At 68.3% G+C, this 17,710-nt stretch carries 18 protein-coding genes; 8 read left to right on the forward strand and 10 right to left on the reverse strand.

Annotated features, from left to right (window positions below; translation table 11 throughout):
• The first annotated feature begins 7 nt into the window (after positions 1-7).
• From efeO to BM004_RS04625, 5 genes are all read left to right on the forward strand, one after another.
• The gene (efeO, locus tag BM004_RS04605) at positions 8-844 is read left to right on the forward strand and encodes an iron uptake system protein EfeO (RefSeq protein WP_093211528.1); all 837 of its coding nucleotides are present in this window, start codon (positions 8-10) and stop codon (positions 842-844) included.
• Positions 845-1,049: 205 nt separating this feature from the next.
• Positions 1,050-1,349 carry a FeoA family protein gene (locus BM004_RS04610; protein ID WP_093124209.1) on the forward strand — a complete coding sequence of 100 codons (300 nt, stop codon included), beginning with the start codon at positions 1,050-1,052 and terminating at the stop codon, positions 1,347-1,349.
• Positions 1,342-3,237: a ferrous iron transporter B gene (locus BM004_RS04615; protein WP_093124211.1), complete on the forward strand. Its 1,896-nt coding sequence runs from the start codon at positions 1,342-1,344 to the stop codon at positions 3,235-3,237. The genes BM004_RS04610 and BM004_RS04615 overlap by 8 nt, the downstream gene beginning before the upstream one ends.
• Positions 3,238-3,277: 40 nt before the next feature.
• Complete coding sequence (locus BM004_RS04620) at positions 3,278-3,583, forward strand: DUF6587 family protein (RefSeq protein WP_093211530.1); 306 nt, start codon at positions 3,278-3,280, stop codon at positions 3,581-3,583.
• 5 nt (positions 3,584-3,588) lie between these two features.
• Positions 3,589-4,773: an FAD-dependent monooxygenase gene (locus BM004_RS04625; RefSeq protein WP_093211532.1), complete on the forward strand. Its 1,185-nt coding sequence runs from the start codon at positions 3,589-3,591 to the stop codon at positions 4,771-4,773.
• A 54-nt stretch (positions 4,774-4,827) separates the two neighbouring features.
• On the opposite strand, the gene BM004_RS04630 is transcribed toward BM004_RS04625, so the two are convergent.
• Together BM004_RS04630 and BM004_RS04635 are read right to left on the reverse strand one after the other, a co-directional pair.
• Positions 4,828-6,078 (reverse strand): SMI1/KNR4 family protein, encoded by a 1,251-nt coding sequence (locus BM004_RS04630; RefSeq protein WP_093211534.1) that lies wholly within the window; start codon positions 6,076-6,078, stop codon positions 4,828-4,830.
• A gap of 69 nt (positions 6,079-6,147) precedes the next feature.
• Positions 6,148-7,512: a reverse transcriptase family protein gene (locus BM004_RS04635; protein ID WP_177206346.1), complete on the reverse strand. Its 1,365-nt coding sequence runs from the start codon at positions 7,510-7,512 to the stop codon at positions 6,148-6,150.
• Positions 7,513-7,901: 389 nt separating this feature from the next.
• On the opposite strand from BM004_RS04635, the gene BM004_RS04640 reads away from it, so the two are divergent.
• The gene (locus BM004_RS04640) at positions 7,902-8,954 is read left to right on the forward strand and encodes a PDDEXK nuclease domain-containing protein (RefSeq protein WP_093212023.1); all 1,053 of its coding nucleotides are present in this window, start codon (positions 7,902-7,904) and stop codon (positions 8,952-8,954) included.
• Between the two features lie 27 nt (positions 8,955-8,981).
• Here the strand turns inward: BM004_RS04640 and kynA are convergent, their stop codons facing one another.
• The 7 genes from kynA to BM004_RS04675 form a co-directional block, all read right to left on the reverse strand.
• Positions 8,982-9,830, reverse strand: a complete 849-nt coding sequence (kynA, locus tag BM004_RS04645; RefSeq protein ID WP_093211538.1) for a tryptophan 2,3-dioxygenase — start codon at positions 9,828-9,830, stop codon at positions 8,982-8,984.
• Between the two features lie 16 nt (positions 9,831-9,846).
• On the reverse strand, positions 9,847-10,332 hold the full coding sequence (locus BM004_RS04650) for a hypothetical protein (RefSeq protein WP_093211540.1): 486 nt from the start codon (positions 10,330-10,332) through the stop codon (positions 9,847-9,849).
• Between the two features lie 61 nt (positions 10,333-10,393).
• The gene (gene kynU, locus BM004_RS04655) at positions 10,394-11,704 is read right to left on the reverse strand and encodes a kynureninase (protein WP_093211542.1); all 1,311 of its coding nucleotides are present in this window, start codon (positions 11,702-11,704) and stop codon (positions 10,394-10,396) included.
• A gap of 13 nt (positions 11,705-11,717) precedes the next feature.
• Complete coding sequence (gene kynB / locus BM004_RS04660; protein ID WP_093124232.1) at positions 11,718-12,368, reverse strand: arylformamidase; 651 nt, start codon at positions 12,366-12,368, stop codon at positions 11,718-11,720.
• A gap of 87 nt (positions 12,369-12,455) precedes the next feature.
• The gene (locus BM004_RS04665) at positions 12,456-12,770 is read right to left on the reverse strand and encodes a YkgJ family cysteine cluster protein (RefSeq protein ID WP_093124234.1); all 315 of its coding nucleotides are present in this window, start codon (positions 12,768-12,770) and stop codon (positions 12,456-12,458) included.
• Between the two features lie 40 nt (positions 12,771-12,810).
• Positions 12,811-13,752, reverse strand: coding sequence for an ornithine carbamoyltransferase (gene argF, locus BM004_RS04670; RefSeq protein WP_093124237.1), 942 nt, complete (start codon positions 13,750-13,752; stop codon positions 12,811-12,813).
• Entirely contained in the window at positions 13,749-14,957 is a 1,209-nt protein-coding gene (locus tag BM004_RS04675; RefSeq protein ID WP_093124240.1) for an aspartate aminotransferase family protein, read from the reverse strand. Before BM004_RS04675 ends, argF begins: the two co-directional genes overlap by 4 nt.
• A 161-nt stretch (positions 14,958-15,118) precedes the next feature.
• Here BM004_RS04675 and BM004_RS04680 point away from each other — a divergent pair, with 161 nt between their 5' ends.
• Positions 15,119-15,448, forward strand: a complete 330-nt coding sequence (locus BM004_RS04680; RefSeq protein WP_093124243.1) for a DUF3579 domain-containing protein — start codon at positions 15,119-15,121, stop codon at positions 15,446-15,448.
• A gap of 167 nt (positions 15,449-15,615) precedes the next feature.
• Here BM004_RS04680 and rpsT read toward each other — a convergent pair whose 3' ends face one another.
• The gene (rpsT, locus tag BM004_RS04685) at positions 15,616-15,930 is read right to left on the reverse strand and encodes a 30S ribosomal protein S20 (protein WP_007831346.1); all 315 of its coding nucleotides are present in this window, start codon (positions 15,928-15,930) and stop codon (positions 15,616-15,618) included.
• Between the two features lie 128 nt (positions 15,931-16,058).
• Here rpsT and murJ point away from each other — a divergent pair, with 128 nt between their 5' ends.
• The gene (gene murJ / locus BM004_RS04690) at positions 16,059-17,612 is read left to right on the forward strand and encodes a murein biosynthesis integral membrane protein MurJ (protein ID WP_093211544.1); all 1,554 of its coding nucleotides are present in this window, start codon (positions 16,059-16,061) and stop codon (positions 17,610-17,612) included.
• The last annotated feature ends 98 nt before the right edge of the window (positions 17,613-17,710 follow it).

The raw sequence follows: 17,710 nt of genomic DNA on the forward strand, positions 1-17,710 counted from the left end.
GAGATCCATGACCGTGCAGTTCCGCCGCCACTTCCTCGCCACTTTCGTTGCAGGCTTCGCCGGGCTTTATGCCGCGGGCGCGCAGGCCGCCGTGTCGCCGCTCGAGCTGGTCGGACCGATCTCCGACTACAAGATCTACGTGGCCGAGAACGTGCGCAAGCTGGCCGCGGACACCCGCACCTTCACCGCCGCGGTGAAGGCCGGCGACATCGAGAAGGCGAAGAAGCTGTATGCGCCCACGCGCACCAGCTACGAGCGCATCGAGCCGGTGGCGGAGCTCTTCAACGACCTCGACAAGTCGATCGACTCGCGCGCCGACGACCACGAGAAGGCCGAGAAAGACCCGGCCTTCGGCGGCTTCCACCGCATCGAGTACGGCCTGTGGACGCAAAAGAGCACCAAAGACCTGAACCCCGTGGCCGACAAGCTGCTGGCCGACGTGCTCGAGCTGCAGAAGCGCCTGGTCGCGCTGACCTTCCCGCCCGAGAAGGTGGTGGGCGGCGCCGCCGTGCTGATGGAGGAGGTGGCCGCCACCAAGATTTCGGGCGAGGAAAACCGCTACAGCCACACCGACCTGTGGGATTTCCAGTCGAACTTCGAGGGCGCCTTCAAGATCGTCGAGCTGCTGCGCCCGCTGGTGGTGAAGGAAAACAAGGCCTTCTCGGACAAGACCGACGCCAACTTCAAGGTCGTGTTCGACACGCTGGCCAAGTACAAGACGGCCGACGGCGGCTTCGAAACCTACTCCAAGCTCAGCGAACGCGACCGCAAGCTGCTGGCCGGCCGGGTCAACACGCTGGCCGAAGACCTGTCCAAGCTGCGCGGCATGCTGGGCCTGAACTAGGCCCGTCCCCGGGCTTCGCGCACTTCGTGCCGCTTCTCCTGCCCCCTGCCGGGGGCAACACCGGAGGCCTGGCAGCGCCGGTTCCTCGGTGTTTCTGGCTCTGCAGTCCCCATTTTTGAGGGATGGTCAGGTTTTCGCGAGTGAGAATTGCTAGCATCCAGGTTTTGCTTACTGGCGCGCCCGATATTCGAGGCGCACTCTCACCGTGCAAACCAACGACTCTGGCGCAGCGCCGGCATCCGCCGCCCTGCGCCTTGACCAGCTTCCGAACAACCAATGGGCCACCGTGCTCGACGTGGCCCGCCCCGACGGCGCGGACGACCGTGAACTTGTCCTGCGCCTGACCGAAATCGGCTTCGTGCCGGGCGAGGCGGTGCGCATCGTCGCCAGCGGCCTGCCGGGCCGCGAGCCGCTGGCCGTTCGCCTGGGCCACACCACCTTCGCGCTGCGCCGCCACGAGGCCGCGCTGATCCACGTCACGCCGGGAGCCGCGAACCATGGTTGAAGCCGTCATCCAGGGGCCGGGGCGCCTTGCGCCCACCGCGCAGCCGGGCCGCATCGCCTTGCTGGGCAACCCCAACTGCGGCAAGACCGCGCTGTTCAATCTGCTGACCGGCAGCCGCCAGAAGGTGGCCAACTACGCCGGCGTGACCGTCGAGCGCAAGGAAGGCACGCTGCGCACCGCGTCGGGCCGCCGCGTGTTCGTGCTCGACCTGCCGGGTGCCTACAGCCTGAACGCGCTGAGCGCCGACGAGGCCGTGACCCGCGACATCGTCACCGGCCAGAGCAAGGAAGCCTTGCCCGACCTGCTGGTGTGCGTGACCGACGCCACCAATCTGCGCCTGAACCTGCGCCTGGTGCTCGAGGCCAAGCGCCTCGGCCTGCCGATGGTGATGGCGCTGAACATGACAGACATGGCCAGGAAGCAGGGCATCACGGTCGACACGGCCGTGCTCTCGCGCGAGCTGGGCATGCCGGTGGTCGAGACCGTGGGCGTGCACACCGGCGGCGCCAAGGGCCTGCTCGAGGCGCTCGACACGCCCGTGGCCGCCGCCGCGCCGCAGACCTGGCAGGCGCCCGAACTCGACGACGTGCTGGCCACGCAGCGCGAGGTGCGCCGCATCCTCGGCCTGGCGGTGATGGAGCCGGTGGGCAGCCTGGCCACCAGCGACCGCATCGACCGCGTGGTGCTGCACCCGGTGTGGGGCATGCTGGTGCTGGCCGTCACCATGTTCCTGATGTTCCAGGCCGTGTTCAGCTGGGCCAACGTGCCCATGGACGCCATCAAGGCCGCCACCGAGGCGCTGGGCGGCCTGGTCAAGACGCACATGGCCGAAGGCATGCTGCAGAGCCTGCTGGCCGACGGCGTGATCGCGGGCGTGGGCGGCGTGGTGGTGTTCCTGCCGCAGATCCTGATTCTTTTCCTGTTCATCCTCGCGCTGGAAGACTCGGGCTACCTGCCGCGCGCGGCCTTCCTGCTGGACCGCGTGATGGGCACGGTGGGGCTGTCGGGGCGCTCGTTCATTCCGCTGCTGTCGAGCTTCGCCTGCGCCATTCCCGGCGTGATGGCCACGCGCACCATCAGCAACTGGCGCGACCGCATCACGACCATCATGATCGCGCCGCTCATGACCTGCTCGGCGCGGCTGCCGGTGTACGCGCTGCTCATCGCGGCCTTCATTCCGGCGCGCACCGTGGGCGGCGTGTTCAACCTGCAGGGCGTGGTGCTGTTCGCGCTGTACGTGTTCGGCATCGTCTCGGCGATGGCCGTGGCCTGGGTGATGAAGCGCTTTCGCGACAACACCTCGCACTCGCCGCTGCTGATGGAACTGCCCGCCTACCGCTGGCCGAACCCGCGCAACCTGGCGCTGGGCCTGTACGAGCGCGCATGGATCTTCCTGCAGCGCGTGGGCACCATCATCCTCACGCTGACCATCCTGCTGTGGTTCCTGTCGACCTTCCCGTCGCCGCCCGAAGGCGCGACCGGGCCGGCCATCCAGTACAGCCTGGCCGGCATGATCGGGCGCGGGCTCGAGTACATCTTCGCGCCCATCGGCTTCAACTGGCAGATCTCCATCGCGCTGGTGCCGGGCATGGCGGCGCGCGAAGTGGCGGTGGGCGCGCTGGGCACGGTGTACGCGCTCTCGGCCACCGGCGACGACGTGGCCGGCACGCTGGAGCCGCTGATTGCCGGCAGCTGGACGCTGGCCACCGCGCTGTCGCTGCTGGTCTGGTACGTGTTCGCGCCGCAATGCATCTCCACGCTGGCCGCGGTGAAGCGCGAAACGGGATCGTGGAAGTACGTGTGGATCATGGCGGGCTACCTGTTCGCGCTGGCCTATGGAGCCTGTTTCATCACCTACCGCGTTGCAGTGGCACTCGGGGCGGGGTAAAACCGGCGCTGAAAGGCTTGAACAAAAGGTTGACGAAGAAATGGCACAGCAACTGATCGTCGGTTTGATCGTCGCGGCCGCCGCGTTCTACGCGGTCTGGCGCTGGATGCCCGCGGGCTGGCGGCGCGGCGCCGCGCAGAAGCTGGCGGCCGGCACGCACCGCGCGGGCTGGGTCGACGAAGCCCGTGCGAAGGAACTGGCGGCCTCGCTGGCCAAGACCTCGGGCTGCGGCTCGTGCGACAGCTGCGGCAGCTGCGCACCCAAGACACCCTTCAAGCAACCGGAAGCCGACCAGGCCACGAGCCCGTCCACCGCCAGCGCGCTGCCGTCCACGCACAGCCGCTGAGCCCGATGCCCGCGCACATCCTCGTCGCCGGCGGCGGCATCGGGGGGCTGGCCACCGCACTGGCGCTTTCCCGTCAAGGCCACCGCGCCGACGTCTTCGAACAGGCCGCGGCCTTCGGCGAAATCGGCGCCGGCGTGCAGCTCGGCCCCAACGCCACGCGGCGCCTGCGGCAACTCGACCTCGGCACGCAGCTCGCCGCCATCGCGGCGCGGCCCGACGCGCTGGTGGTCCACGGCGCCGAGAGCGGCACCGAAATCGCCCGCATGCCGCTCGGCGACGCGATGCAGCAGCGCTACGGCGCCCCCTATTTCTGCGTGCACCGCGCCGACCTGCACGGCCTGCTGCTTGACGCCGTGCGCGCGCGCGGCAACGGCACGCTGGTCACGGCCGCGCTGATCCGCCAGGTCGAGACCAGCGACGACCTGGTCTGCCTGTCGAGCACCGACGCGCGCGCCTGGGAAGGCGAGGCCATCGTCGGCGCCGACGGGCTGTGGAGCATGGTGCGCCGGCAACTCGATACCCCTTCGGCCGAACAGCCGCCGCGCGTGACCGGCCACACGGCCTGGCGCGCCATGGCCGAGCAGGCAAAGCTGCCCGCTGCGTTGCGCAGCAGGCAGGTGCGGGTGTGGCTCGGCGCGCGGCTGCATGCGGTGGCGTACCCGGTGCGCGGCGGCGACTGGCTCAACGTGGTGGTGATCGCCGAGTCGGCGCCCGCCGGCGATGCGCGCGACTGGGACCAGGCCGGCAGCATCGCCGCGCTGAAGCAGGCCATGGGCCGCAGCTGTGCCGGCCTGCAGTCGCTGCTCGACGCCATGCCCGGCTGGCGCGCCTGGTCGCTGGGCGACCGCGCGCCCATGACCTGCGCGGCCGACATGGCGCACGAGCGCGTGGCGCTGGTGGGCGACGCGGCGCACCCGATGGTGCCGTACCTCGCGCAGGGCGCGGGCATGGCGATCGAGGACGCGGTGGCGCTGGCCGATGCGCTCGGCGGCGGCGGCGCGGCCGAAGTGCCGGCCGCCTTCGCGCGCTACGCGGACGCGCGCTGGGCGCGCAACGCGCAGGTGCAGGCGCGGGCGCGCCGCAACGGAGAGATCTTCCACGCGACCGGCGCCGTGCGGCTCGGGCGCGACATGGCGATGCGCCTGCTGGGCGCGAAGCTGCTCGACCAGCCCTGGCTGTACGCGGGCTGAGCGGCGGTCGATGCGCGCGCCCGCCGCGCGCCTCGGAGCCTGTTTACAGCCTGTTCAGAGCCTGAACGTCCGCAGGTGCTCGATGCGCTGCGCGATGCCTTCCTGCCCGAGGTAGTGGCTGTACGCGCCGCCCTGCATCTTCACGAGCGTGCCTTCCAGGTCGAGCAGCATCGCGTCGCGGTCTTCGATGAAGGCCGGCGGCACGTCGATGCCCGCCGCGGTGCAGGCCTGCGCGATCAGGTGCGCGCTCGCGGGCGCGCCGCAGGCCGTGCACTTCACGATCGCCTGCACGTTGGGCTCGGCGCCGTTGTCCAGCAGCGCCTGCGTGAGTTCGGGCGAGATCTGTCCGTCGATGTTGCGCAGCGCGTCGGCCGCCACCGGTGCGCCCGCGCGCACCAGCGCGGCGGCCGCGGCGAAGGCGCCGTGCCCCACCGCCACGTCGGTGGCGAGCGCGCTGCCTTGCAGCGGGCCGTCGAAGCCCACGCCGGCTGCGGCCAGCTGCGCGACCAGCTCGCCGTCGTCCGCCCCGATGGCATGGCGCAGCGCCACGCGCGCCAGCGACGCATGGTGGCGCAGCGTGCCTTCGGCCAGCGGCGTGCGCCAGTCGACCACGGCGCGGCTGTAGAACGCGACCAGCTTGTCCATCAGGTCGAGGTCGAGCCCGTGTTCCTCGTGCCGGTCGTCGAGGTATTCGAGCAGCGTCTGGCCCGAGAAATAGTCGCTGGTGGGCGCGAGCGGGTCTTCGTCGAGGTGCAGCGCGGCAAAGGCGCCGTGCAGGTCGGCGGCGACGGTGTTCACGCTGTCTTCGTGCAGCGCATGCGTCCAGGCCGGCGGCAGGCCCTTCTTCCAGGCGACGATCTGTCCTTGCTCGGCGCCGGGCTCGACCACCGCGTAGATGCGGTCGGTGTACTCGAAGCCGCCGAAGGGCAGGTGCGTGAGCTTGCCGCTCCACGGCGTGCCGCCTTCCTGCGCGGCTTCCTCGGCCAGTTCGAGCTCGTGCTCGATCCAGCCCTGCAGGTCGTGGTAGCCGTCGTTGCCGTTCCAGAACAGCTCGGTCCAGCTGATGCCTTCGAGGTTGCCGTTCATCTCGAGCGACAGGTCGTAGTCGAGCCGTCCGCCCGCGGTGGTGGTCCACAGCGCGCGCAAGGCTTCGGGGATCGGGCCCGCGCATGCGGCCTGCACCGCGGCGATCTGCGCCTCGGGCATCGGCGGCTGCGCGTCGAAGATCACGCGGCCGGCGAACAGCACGACGCCATGTTCGCGCAGGGTGGAGAGCTCGTCGGGTGTGAACCGGATGTCGTTCATGCTGGGATCTCCGTTGTTTTCAAAACTGTAGCGCTTTGCGCCGAACGGGCAATCCGTGACACCCCAGCTTCATGAGGGCGTTGGGCTTGCGCTCGGCCACGCGATGCGCTCGAAGATGCGCAAGAGCCGCGCATGGCGCGCCGGGTTGAACTGCCCGACCCATGCCATGCGGCCCAGCAGGTGCGCGCGAAAGTCGGGCACCTGCGCGCGGTTCTGGCCCGCGGGGCCGTGCAGCGCGCAGCGGTGCAGCGTGGCCTTGAGCCGGTCGAACTCCTCGCGCGGCGCATTGGCCTTGTCGTTGACCACCACGCCGGTCACGCGCTGTTGGCGGTGCTGCGGCATGCAGCGCACCTTGCGTGGATGCAGCTCGAAGCCCTCGTCGGCCGCGATGCCGCCGACCCAGGTGCGCAAGGCGGTGAAGCGCGCGCGCAGCGAGGCCGGGCCGGAGAACACCAGGTCGTCGGCGTAGCGCGTGTAGGTTGCGCCGAACACCCACGCCAGCCCTTCGAGCCGGAGGTCGAGGCGGAACGCGCAGAGGTTCGCCAGCGCGGGAGAGCAGGGCGAGCCCTGCGGCAGGTGCGGCGCGGCAAGGCGCTTGGCGCCCATCCAGTCGAGGCCGCCGTCGTCGCGCAGCCGCTCGATCACCGCGGCGCCGGTGCGGTGCGTGCACAGCGCGGTGAGTGCGCGCGCCACGCCGTCGGGGTAGCCCAGCGTGCGCCATGTCGCGTGCACGCGCGAGGCGCGAACGGCGGGGAAGAAGTCGCGCAGGTCGAAGCCGATGACGACCTCCTTGGCCGCGTGCGCGGCGGCATGGCTCGCCACCGAGCGGCCTTGCACGAAGCCGTGCGCCGCCTCGTGCACGGGCACGTGCTGCAGCAGGTCGTCGAGGATGCGGCGCCGCGCGCGCTTCAGGTCGGCCTTGGGAATCTCGAGCAGGCGCAGGCCGCCCAGGCGCTTGGGCTGCAGCTGGTAGCGGTAGTGCGAGGCGGGGGCGGTGCCCGGCGCGTCGTGTTCATGGGAGGTGCGCAAAGCTTGCGCCGGCGAGGTGAGCCAGGCCAAGCGCTCCGCATCGAGTTCCAGCCATTGCGCGAGCTCGGCCAGCGTGGGAATGCGCGGCAGCGCGAAGTGGTCGAGGCCCAGGGGGCGCGGGAACATCTCCGCGGACCGCAGGATGATGCGCCGCACGCGCGGCGCTTCGTCCTGCGCGAAGGCCGCGTCGAACGCCGGCATGTCGTCGATCGCCCTGGCCAGCGCGGGCAGGTCGGTGCGCTGCCATGTGGCTTGCGAGCGTTGGCCGAGCGCTTCGGCGAAGGCCTTGAGCCACGGCGCATCGGCACCGAGCGTGGCCGCGGCGCGTGCGCGCAACGCGCCGGGTGCCGTGCCGCCGGGCTGCCTTGCGTCGGCCAGCAAGGCACGCGCAAGGCTGCGTGACATCCATTCCCTGTAGCTCGGTTCACGCGGCATGAAGTGAGGGGCCCGATTGAAGGTGGGTGGCACCGGCCCTTCAACCAGCCGGTGATGCGCCAGCTGTGCTGCGCGTGAGCGCAGACGCGCTTGCGCGCCGAAATGGGTAGCCATCCATCCACCACGGGGTATCCCCGCAGCACAAGGCCGAACGACGGATCGCGAAGCCTTGCCGAGTCTTGAAGTGCCGGTGCCGCGCGGATTGTAGGAGGGCGGAATTTTTCGAGGAATTGCGCGAGTTCCTCGAGTACCGGAGCGTCGACAAGGCAAGGGCGCCTTCAATAATCTTTCGCGCTCCGCCCTTGGGGCTCCCGAGCTTCCACCCGGCGCGTTCTCTCTCTCCCGCACGCAAGGTCTTCATGAGCAAGTCAGCCCCGCCTTCTTTCGCCGAAACGCCGACCGGGTACGCCGAATGGCTCGCAGAACTGAAATCCAGGGTTCATGGTGCGCAGCAGCGCGCGGTTCAGTCCGTCCACAGGGAATTGGTGCTCCTGTACTGGCACATCGGCAGGGACATATTGCGGCGGCAGCTCGAGCAAGGTTGGGGCGCGAAGATCATCGAGCGGCTCGCCCATGACCTGCGGACGGCCTTTCCCGAGATGAAGGGGTTCTCCCGCGCGAACCTCATGTACATGCGGGCGTTTGCAGAGGCTTGGGCGGACGAGAAAATTGTCCAACAGGCTGTTGGACATTTGCCTTGGGGCCATAACCTCGTATTGCTGAGCAAGCTCAAGACCGCCGAACTGAGGCTGGCGTACGCGCAGCGCGCTGTCGAAAATGGGTGGTCGCGCAACGTCCTGAACATCCAGATCGAGGCCAGGTTGCTCGAGCGGGAAGGGAAAGGGGTGAGCAATTTCACCGAGCGGCTCCCGTCACCGGGTTCCGACCTCGCCCAACAAGCGCTCAAGGATCCGTACATGCTCGATTTCCTGAGCATTGGCCAGGAAGCCGGGGAGCGCGAGATTGAAGCGGCGCTGGTGCAGCACATCTCGCGCTTTCTGCTGGAGCTGGGTGCGGGCTTTGCCTATGTCGGACGCCAGGTTCCGATCGAGGTGGGCGGGGACGACTTCTTCATCGATCTTCTTTTCTACCACCTGAAGCTGCATTGCTATGTGGTGATCGAACTGAAAGCCGGCGCATTCAGGCCCGAGCACGCCGGACAGCTGGGCTTCTATCTGACGGCGATAGATGCTCAGCTCAAGTCGAAGGAGGACGCATCGACGATCGGCTTGCTGCTGTGCAAGACGAAGAACCGCATCGTTGCGGAATATGCGCTGCGCGATTCGAACAGGCCCATCGGCATCGCGGAGTACCAGTTGGTCGAATCTCTTCCGAGGGAACTGCAGACGAATCTGCCGACCATTGAACAGATCGAGAGCGAGTTGGGGAGGTATGGAGGGGAGGGTGGATGAACTTCGTTCTCCTCCCCCTTCATGCACTCAGAGGTCCGTGCGGATCTTCCAGATCTCCGGGAACAGCACCACGTCGAGCATCTTGCGCAGGTAGCTCACGCCGCCCGTGCCGCCGGTGCCGCGCTTGAAGCCGATGACGCGCTCGACGGTGGTCACGTGGCGGAAGCGCCAGAGGCGGAATGCGTCTTCGAGGTCGGTGAGCTTCTCTCCGAGCTGGTACAGGTCCCAGTGCGCGTGCGGTTCGCGGTACACCGCGAGCCATGCGGCCTCGACGCCTTCGCTCGACTCGTAGGGCTGCGTCCAGTCGCGCTGCAGCCGGTCGGCCGGCACGGGCAGGCCGTGGCGCGCCAGCAGCCGCAGCGACTCGTCGTACAGCGAGGGCGCACGGTAGGCCTGGTCGACCTGGGCCAGCAGGTCGGCGCGGTGCGCGTGCGGCTTGAGCATGGCGGCGTTCTTGTTGCCCAGAGCGAACTCGATGCAGCGGTACTGCGCGCTCTGGAAGCCGCTGGAGTTGGCGAGGTACGGGCGCATGGCCGTGTACTCGGGCGGCGTCATGGTGGAGAGCACGGTCCATGCGCTCACCAGCTGTTCCATGATGCGGCTCACGCGCGCGAGCATCTTGAAGGCGTCGGCGAGTTTTTCTTCGGCGATGCACTTCGTGGCGGCACGCAGCTCGTGCAGCATGAGCTTCATCCAGAGCTCGCTGGTCTGGTGCTGCACGATGAACAGCATCTCGTCGTGCGCGGGCGACAGCGGATGCTGGGCGTCGAGGATCTCGTCGAGGTGCAGGTAGTCGCCGTAGCTCATGGACTTGCTGAAGTCCAGTTGCGCCTTTTCTTCGTGGACGATGTTCTCGGGTGTCTTGTCGGTGCTCATGATGTCGGCCGGCTGGTCATCGCCAGACCACGGCGGTGTAGGTGGGAAGGCCCATGCCCGATTCCTTCTTCGGGTAGACGAAGCGCACGGCCTCGTTCTTGCGCTTGAACTGCTGATAGGTCTCGCCGCCCGGGATGCGGCCCTTCTCGGCCGGCACGAAGCCCGCGTCGCGCGCCTCTTTCACGAGGCGCTCGAAGGCGGCCTTGTCGGTCAGCGAGAGCTGGATGCTGTTCTCGCTGCCGCGGCTTTCCACGTAGGTGGACTTCATGAGGTGCGTGGTCTGGCCGTCGACGAACTTCTCGTACTCGATCATGCTGATCTCCTCGGTCACGGTCTTGTCGGCGTAGGAGAAGCCCTGGCTCTTGATCTCCTGGCGGAAGGCGTCGGGCGAGAGGGCGACGAAGGCCTTGAGCTGAGGCAGCGTGAAGTTCGGCTGCTGTGCAAGGGCGGGCGCGGCCAGCATCAGCAGCGCGGCGGAGAAAGCGAACAGTGTGCGTTTCATGGGGTGGTCGTGGTCGTCGGGGGTGGTCGTGTGGGGTGGTCGTGTTGGGTTGGGGCGCGGCTCAGGTCACGGCGTTCTTGCGGTTGAACTCCTCGCGCTTCCATTCGCCTGTCTCCAGCACCTGCACGAGATGCTCGACCGAATTCCACACGTCCTCGAAACCGATGTACAGCGGCGTGAAGCCGAAGCGCAGGATGTCGGGCATCTGCGAATCGCCGGCGCGGTAGTCGCCGATCACGCCGCGTGCGATCAGCGCCTGCACGATGGCGTAGGCGCCCGAGCCGCCTTGCGGATCTTCCGGGTTCTTGCGGCTCAGGCACACCTGCGAGCCGCGCTGCGCGTGATCGCGCGGCGTGACCAGCGACAGGCCCTGGCCGGCGCAGCGTTCTTCCACCAGCCGGATGAACATGTCGGTGAGCGCGAGCGACTTGGTGCGCAGCGCCGCCATCGCGCCCCGGTCGCCGTTGAAGGCTTCGGCCGCGAGCACGGTGTCGAGGCCGCATTCCAGGCCGGCCAGCGCAATGATCGGCTGCGTGCCGCACAGGTAGCGGCCCACGCCCGGCGCGGGGCGGTAGTGCGGCGTGAACTCGAAGGGCGCGGCGTGGCCCCACCAGCCGGACAGCGGCTGCTCGAACTGGCCCGCGTGCTTCGTGTGCACCCAGGCGAAGGCCGGCGCGCCGGGGCCGCCGTTGAGGTACTTGTAGCCGCAGCCGATGGCGTAGTCGGCATTGGCGTCGTTCAGCGCCACGGGCACGGCGCCCGCGCTGTGCGCGAGGTCCCACACCGTGAGCGCGCCCGCGGCGTGCGCGGCGGCGGTGATGGCCTTCATGTCGTGCATGGCGCCGGTGCGGTAGTTGACGTGCGTGAGCATCAGCACGGCCACCTCGTCGCTCAGCACCGAATCCGGGCCCTGCAGCTCGCTCGCGTCGATCAGCTTGAGCGTGAAGCCGCGCTCGCGGCACAGCGACTCGGCAATGTAGAGGTCGGTCGGGAAGTTGCTGCGCTCGCTCACCACCAGCTTGCGGCCGCTGTCCTTCTGCTGCGACAGGGCCGCGAACAGCACCTTGTAGAGGTTGACCGAGGTGCTGTCGGTGCACACCACTTCGCCGGGCGCGGCGCCGATCACGCGGGCCACCTTGTCGCCCAGGCGCTGCGGCAGGTCGAACCAGCTCGCGGTGTTCCACGAGCGGATGAGGCCTTCGCCCCATTCCCTGGTGACCACTTCGGCGATGCGCGCGGGCGCGGCCTTGGGCATCACGCCGAGCGAGTTGCCGTCGAGGTACAGCACGTCCGCGGGAATGGTGAACTGGTCGCGCAGGGCGCGCAGCGGGTCTTGCGCGTCGAGCGCGCGGTAGTCTGCAAGGGTCGTCATAAGCGGGGAGGTTTCAGCGGGGGAGTTCGCGCAGCACGGCGCGAACGGGAGAGGCATCGGCGCTGACCAGCTTCAGCGGCAGCGCGATGAGTTCGTAGTCGCCCTCGGGCACGTCGTCGAGCACGAGGTTCTCGAGCACGCGCAGGTCGAGGCGGCGGATGCGTTGGTGGCTTTCCAGCGTCTTGCTGTCGGCCGGGTCGATGCTGGCGGTGTCGATGCCGATGAGCTTCACGCCCATGGCCGCGAGGCGCTCGACGGTGGCGGGAGCGTAGGCCGCGAGCAGCGGGTCCCAGTGGCCGACGGGCATGGTGGTGTAGGTGCGCACCAGCACGCGCGGCGGCAGGTGGCTGTCCACCGCGTGGGCAATGTGCTCCCACTCGATCAGCGCGCCCTTGCCGATCGCATGGATCACGCGGCAGGGGCCCAGGAAGGGCGTGAGGTCGACGTGGCCGATGGTCTGGCCTTCGGGGTCGTAGTGCAGCGGCGCGTCGGCATGCGCGCCGATGTGGGGCGAGAGCTTGATCTCGCTGACGTTCACCGGGCAGCCCGGTGAGATGGTCGCGGCCCAGCGCTGCTGGTAGGGCGTGTCGCCGGGAAAGACCGGCGCGCCCTCATGCACGGGCGGCGAAATGTCCCAGATGCGTTGCGGATGTGAGGAAGCCATGGCGCGAAGTTAGCGCCGGCCGAGGGGTCGTGGTGTCGGTTATTTCCAACACAGCACGTGACGAGTTGAACCCGTGAATTGAACGGGTCAGTGCAGCGACGACAGCGCCGGCAGCCCGTGCCGGGCCCGCGCGCGCTCGCAGGCGTCGCTGCCGGCCTGCAATTCGTGGCAGGGGTTGGGCCGCCATTCGTAGATGCCGCAGCTCACGGCCTGGCCGATCTTGCCGCCCAGCGCGGCGCAGCGCATGGGGGTGTGGTCGGTGCCGCGCATGCGGCAGATGGCGTCGTTCACGTCGACGGCGAGGCCGGACGGCACGTGGCCGCCGTTGTCGTCGAGTTCATGCACGCTGAAATCGACGCGGTAGCTGGCGCAGCAGGCGCCGCATTGCTGGCAATCGGACATGCGGTGGCCTTGCTGCTTTTGCTGTTGCTGCTGCGTCGGATCAGAGCTGGCCGAGGAGCAGGAACTCCATCAGCGCCTTCTGGGCGTGCAGGCGGTTCTCGGCCTCGTCCCACACGACCGACTGCGGGCCGTCGATGACCTCGGCCTGCACTTCCTCGCCGCGGTGGGCGGGCAGGCAGTGCATGAAGAGGGCGCCGGGCTGGGCCACGCGCATCATGTCCTCGTCGACGCACCAGTCGGCAAAGGCCTTGCGGCGCGCCTCGTTCTCGGCCTCGTAGCCCATGCTGGTCCAGACGTCGGTGGTGACGAGGTCGGCGCCGCGGCAGGCTTCCATCGGGTCCTTGAAGACCTTGTAGCTGTCGCCCGAGCGGATGCCGGCGATCGACTGGTCGACCTCGTAGCCGCTGGGCGTGCTGACGTGCACGGTGAAGCCGAGGATCTCGGCCGCCTGCAGCCAGGTGTTGGCCATGTTGTTGCCGTCGCCCACCCAGGCCACCGTCTTGCCCTGGATCGAGCCGCGGTGCTCGATGTAGGTGAAGATGTCCGCCAGGATCTGGCAGGGGTGGAACTCGTTGGTCAGGCCGTTGATGACCGGCACGCGCGAGTGCGCCGCGAAGGCGTCGATCTTGGTCTGCTCGTAGGTGCGGATCATCACCAGGTCGACCATGCGGCTGATGACCTTGGCGCTGTCGTCGATGGGCTCGGCGCGCCCGAGCTGGCTGTCGCCGGTGGTCAGGTGGACCACGCTGCCGCCGAGCTGGTACATGCCGGCCTCGAAGCTCACGCGGGTGCGCGTGCTGGCCTTCTCGAAGATCATGGCCAGCGTGCGGTCGGTCAGCGGCTGGTGCTTTTCGTAGGTCTTGAACTTCTTCTTGATGATCGCCATGCGATCGAAGAGGTACGTGTACTCGTCAGCCGAGAGGTCCGAGAACTGCAGGTAGTGCCGGATCGCGTGGGGCGTGGTCGTCGTGGCGTTCGTCATTGGGCGGCAGGCTCCGACAGGAAGGTTTTGACGATGGGCGCGAGGATGGCGACGATCTCGTCGGCCTCGGCGATGCTCAGGATGAGCGGCGGCACCAGGCGGATCACCTTGTCGGCGGTCACGCTCAGCAGCAGGCCGGCATCGCAGGCGCGGTTCAGGATCACGCCGCACGGACGGTCGAGCTCGATGCCCAGCATCAGGCCCTGGCCGCGGATGTCCGTCACGCCCGGCAGGCCGCCGATTTCGCGTTCCAGCGCGGCCTTCAGGTGGGCGCCCACGGTGGCGGCGTTTTCCAGCAGCTTGTGCTCTTCCATGATGCGGATGGTTTCCACACCGGCGCGCATGGCCAGCGGGTTGCCGCCGAAGGTGGTGCCGTGGTTGCCCGGGCCGAAGATGTTGGCGGCCTTGGGGCCGGCCACCACGGCGCCGATCGGCACGCCCGAGCCCAGGCCCTTGGCCAGCGGCATGACGTCGGGCTTGATATCGGCCCACTGGTGGGCGAACCACTTGCCGGTGCGGCCCATGCCGCACTGCACTTCGTCGATCATCATGAGCCAGTCGCGCTCGTCGCACAGGGCGCGCACCTGCTTGAGGTATTCCACGCGCATCGGGTGGATGCCGCCTTCGCCCTGGATCGTTTCGAAGAACACGGCCACCACGTTGGGGTTGCCTTCGGTGGCCTTCTTCAGCGCCTCGATGTCGTTCAGCGGCACGCGGATGAAGCCCTCGACCAGCGGGCCGAAGCCGGCCTGCACCTTGGGGTTGCCGGTGGCCGACAGGGTGGCGATGCTGCGGCCGTGGAAGGCGGCTTCGTAGACCACGATCTCGGGGCGCTCGATGCCCTTGTCATGGCCGAACTTGCGCGCCAGCTTCAGGGCGGCTTCGTTGGCCTCCAGGCCGGTGCAGCAGAAGAAGGCGTTGGTGAGGCCGGAAATCTCGGTCAGCTTGGTGGCGAGCTGTTCCTGGCCGGTCACGTGGTAGTAGTTGGAGCTGTGGATCAGCTTGGTCAGCTGGTCCTGCAGGGCGGGCACCAGCTCGGGGTGGTTGTGGCCCAGCGTGTTCACGGCGATGCCGCCGAGACCGTCGATGTAGGCCTTGCCCGTGGTGTCCCAGACTCGGCAACCCTGGCCGTGCGACAGCGCGATCGGCAGGCGACCGTAGGTGTTCATGACGTGGGGCGAGGTGGGCTGGGCAGTGGCGCTCATTCGGTATCTCCAGAAAGGGAACGCGAATTCTAGGCGGCCCGTTTGACGGCTTTGTTGAGGATTGCGCATCGCAGCAATGCCCCATGTTCAGGATGCAAAAAGTGGCGCGGATAGAATCGGTTGTTGCACCGCAGCACCTGCTCCGGTCGCCTCTATCAACGATGATTTCCCCCACAGCCAAAGAAATCTTCATCCAGGGCATCACCAAGGATGGCCGGACCTTTCGCCCGAGCGATTGGGCCGAGCGTCTGGCCGGCGTGATGTGTTCCTTCCGCCCCGGTGGGGCGTATCCGGGCAGCCACCTGAGCTACTCGCCCTGGTGCATTCCCACGACCATCAACGGTGTGAAGTGCGTGGTCGTGAACCGCGCGCTGCGCGATGCCGAGCCGATGGCCTGGGACTTTTGCGTGAACTTCGCCAGGGACAACGACCTGCAGGTCGCCGAGGCCTGCCTGGTGCCCGACGCACCGATCCCCCCGAAAAAGGCCTGAGCGGCCTTTTTTCTTGGGCTTGCCGGTTCGCAACCACGCGCAATCAAGCGATCACGAACCGAGCGCCCATGAAAAAACCGCCCGAAGGCGGTTTTTCACTTTAGCTGCAGCGCACCCCGATCAAACGGCGAACCGGAGAATTCCGGTCCGGGCTTGCCTGACAGGTGTCAGGCGGCGGCCTTTTCAGGCGCGAGGGCGAGGGCCTTGACCTTGGCCGACAGGCGGCTCTTGTCACGGGCTGCCTTGTTCTTGTGGAAGATGCCCTTGTCGGCGACGGTGTCGACGATGCTCTGGGCCTTCGCGAACAGTTCGCTTGCCTTGGTCTTGTCGCCAGCGAGAACAGCCTTTTCGACGTTCTTCACCGCGGTACGGTATTTGGAGCGCAGCGAGGTGTTCGCAGCGTTGAGCTTGGTGTCCTGGCGGACGCGCTTACGGCCGGAGGCGAGGCGCGGGTTCTTTTTCTTGGGCTTGGCGGATGCCATGATTTAGTCCTTAGGTGTCTGAGGATGATGCAGCAAAGCCCTCCATTATAGGCCGGGTTGGCGATTCCTCCCAATCCGCCGCCCGACGGGCCCGTTCGGGCATTTGCCGGGCCCTACACTCGGCCCCCGTGTCCTTGCTCAAATCCGCCTCCACCGTCTCCCTGCTGACCCTCGCTTCGCGGATCACGGGCCTCGTGCGCGACGTGCTGTTTGCCTCGGTGTTCGGGGTGAGCGCGCTGACCGACGCCTTCAACGTCGCCTTTCGCATTCCCAACCTGTTTCGCCGCGTGTTCGGCGAAGGCGCCTTCAGCCAGGCCTTCGTGCCGGTGCTGGCCGCGCAAAAGACCGAAGCGGGCGAGGAGGGCGCGCAGCAACTGATCGACCACGTCGCCACGCTGCTCACCTGGACGCTGGTGATCGTGTGCGTGGCCGGCGTGCTGGGTGCGCCGCTGCTGGTCTGGGCCATGGCCAGCGGCCTGCCGGGTTTCGACGCCGCCGTGGTCATGACGCGCTGGATGTTCCCGTACATCGGCTTCATGTCGCTGGTGGCGCTGGCGGGCGGCATTCTGAATACGTGGCGCAAGTTCGCGGTGCCGGCGGCCTCGCCGGTGCTGCTGAACATCGCGCTGATCCTGTCGATCTCGGTCGGCGCGCCGCTGTTCCGCCGCTGGGGCATCGAGCCGATCTACGCGCAGTGCGTGGGCGTGCTGGTCGGCGGCGTGCTGCAGCTCGCCCTGCAGATTCCGGCGCTGCGCAAACTCGGCCTGCTGCCACGCATCGGCGCGAGCTTCAAGGCGCTGCGCGCCGCATGGACCGACCCGACCACGCGCAAGGTGCTCAAGCTGATGCTGCCCGCGCTGCTGGGCGTGAGCGTGGCGCAGATCTCGCTGCTCATCAACACGCAGATCGCCTCGCACCTTGCCGTGGGCAGCGTCACCTGGGTCACCAACGCCGACCGGCTGATGGAATTCCCCACCGCCATGCTCGGCGTGGCGCTGGGCGTGGTGCTGATGCCGCAGCTGGCCGGCGCCCGCGCCGCCAAGGACGACGCGCGCTATTCGGCGCTGCTCGACTGGGGCCTGCGCCTGGTGGTGCTGCTGTCGGCGCCCTGCGCCGTCGCCTTGCTGCTGTTCGCCAAGCCGCTGGTGGCCGTGCTGTTCCACAACGGCGCCTACACCGGCGAGGACGTGGGCCGCACCACGCTGGCGCTCATGGGCTATGGCGTCGGGCTGGTCGGCATCGTGGCGGTGAAAGTGCTCGCGCCCGGCTACTACGCCAAGCACGACACGCGCACCCCCATGCTGATCGCGGTCGGCGTGCTGGTGCTCACGCAGGTGCTCAACGTGTTCCTGGTGCCGGTGCTGCAGCACGCGGCGCTGACGCTGACCATCGCCATCGGCGCGCTGGTCAATTCCACCTGGCTGCTGGCCGGCCTGATGCGCCGCGGCAGCTACAAGCCCGAGCCGGGCTGGGGCAAGTTCGCGCTGCAGGTGCTGGCCGGCACGCTGCTGCTGGCGGCCCTGCTGGTGTGGGGCTCGCAGCATTTCGACTGGATCGGCCTGCGCGAGCACCGGCTGGCGCGCATCGGCCTGCTGGGCGCGCTCATTGCCGCCTCGGCGCTGCTCTATTTCGCGGTGCTGGCGGCGGCGGGCGTGCGGCTGCGCAGCTTCATCCGCCGCTGAACCTTCATCGAACCTGCGCTGAACCTGCGTCGACCCCCCGCCGGCCCTCGAGCGGGGCGCCGCGTCCTTGACGCTCCGCGCAGGCTCCTCTACAAAGA

The sequence above is a fragment of the Variovorax sp. OK212 genome (assembly GCF_900112425.1).
GTDB lineage: Bacteria > Pseudomonadota > Gammaproteobacteria > Burkholderiales > Burkholderiaceae_C > Variovorax.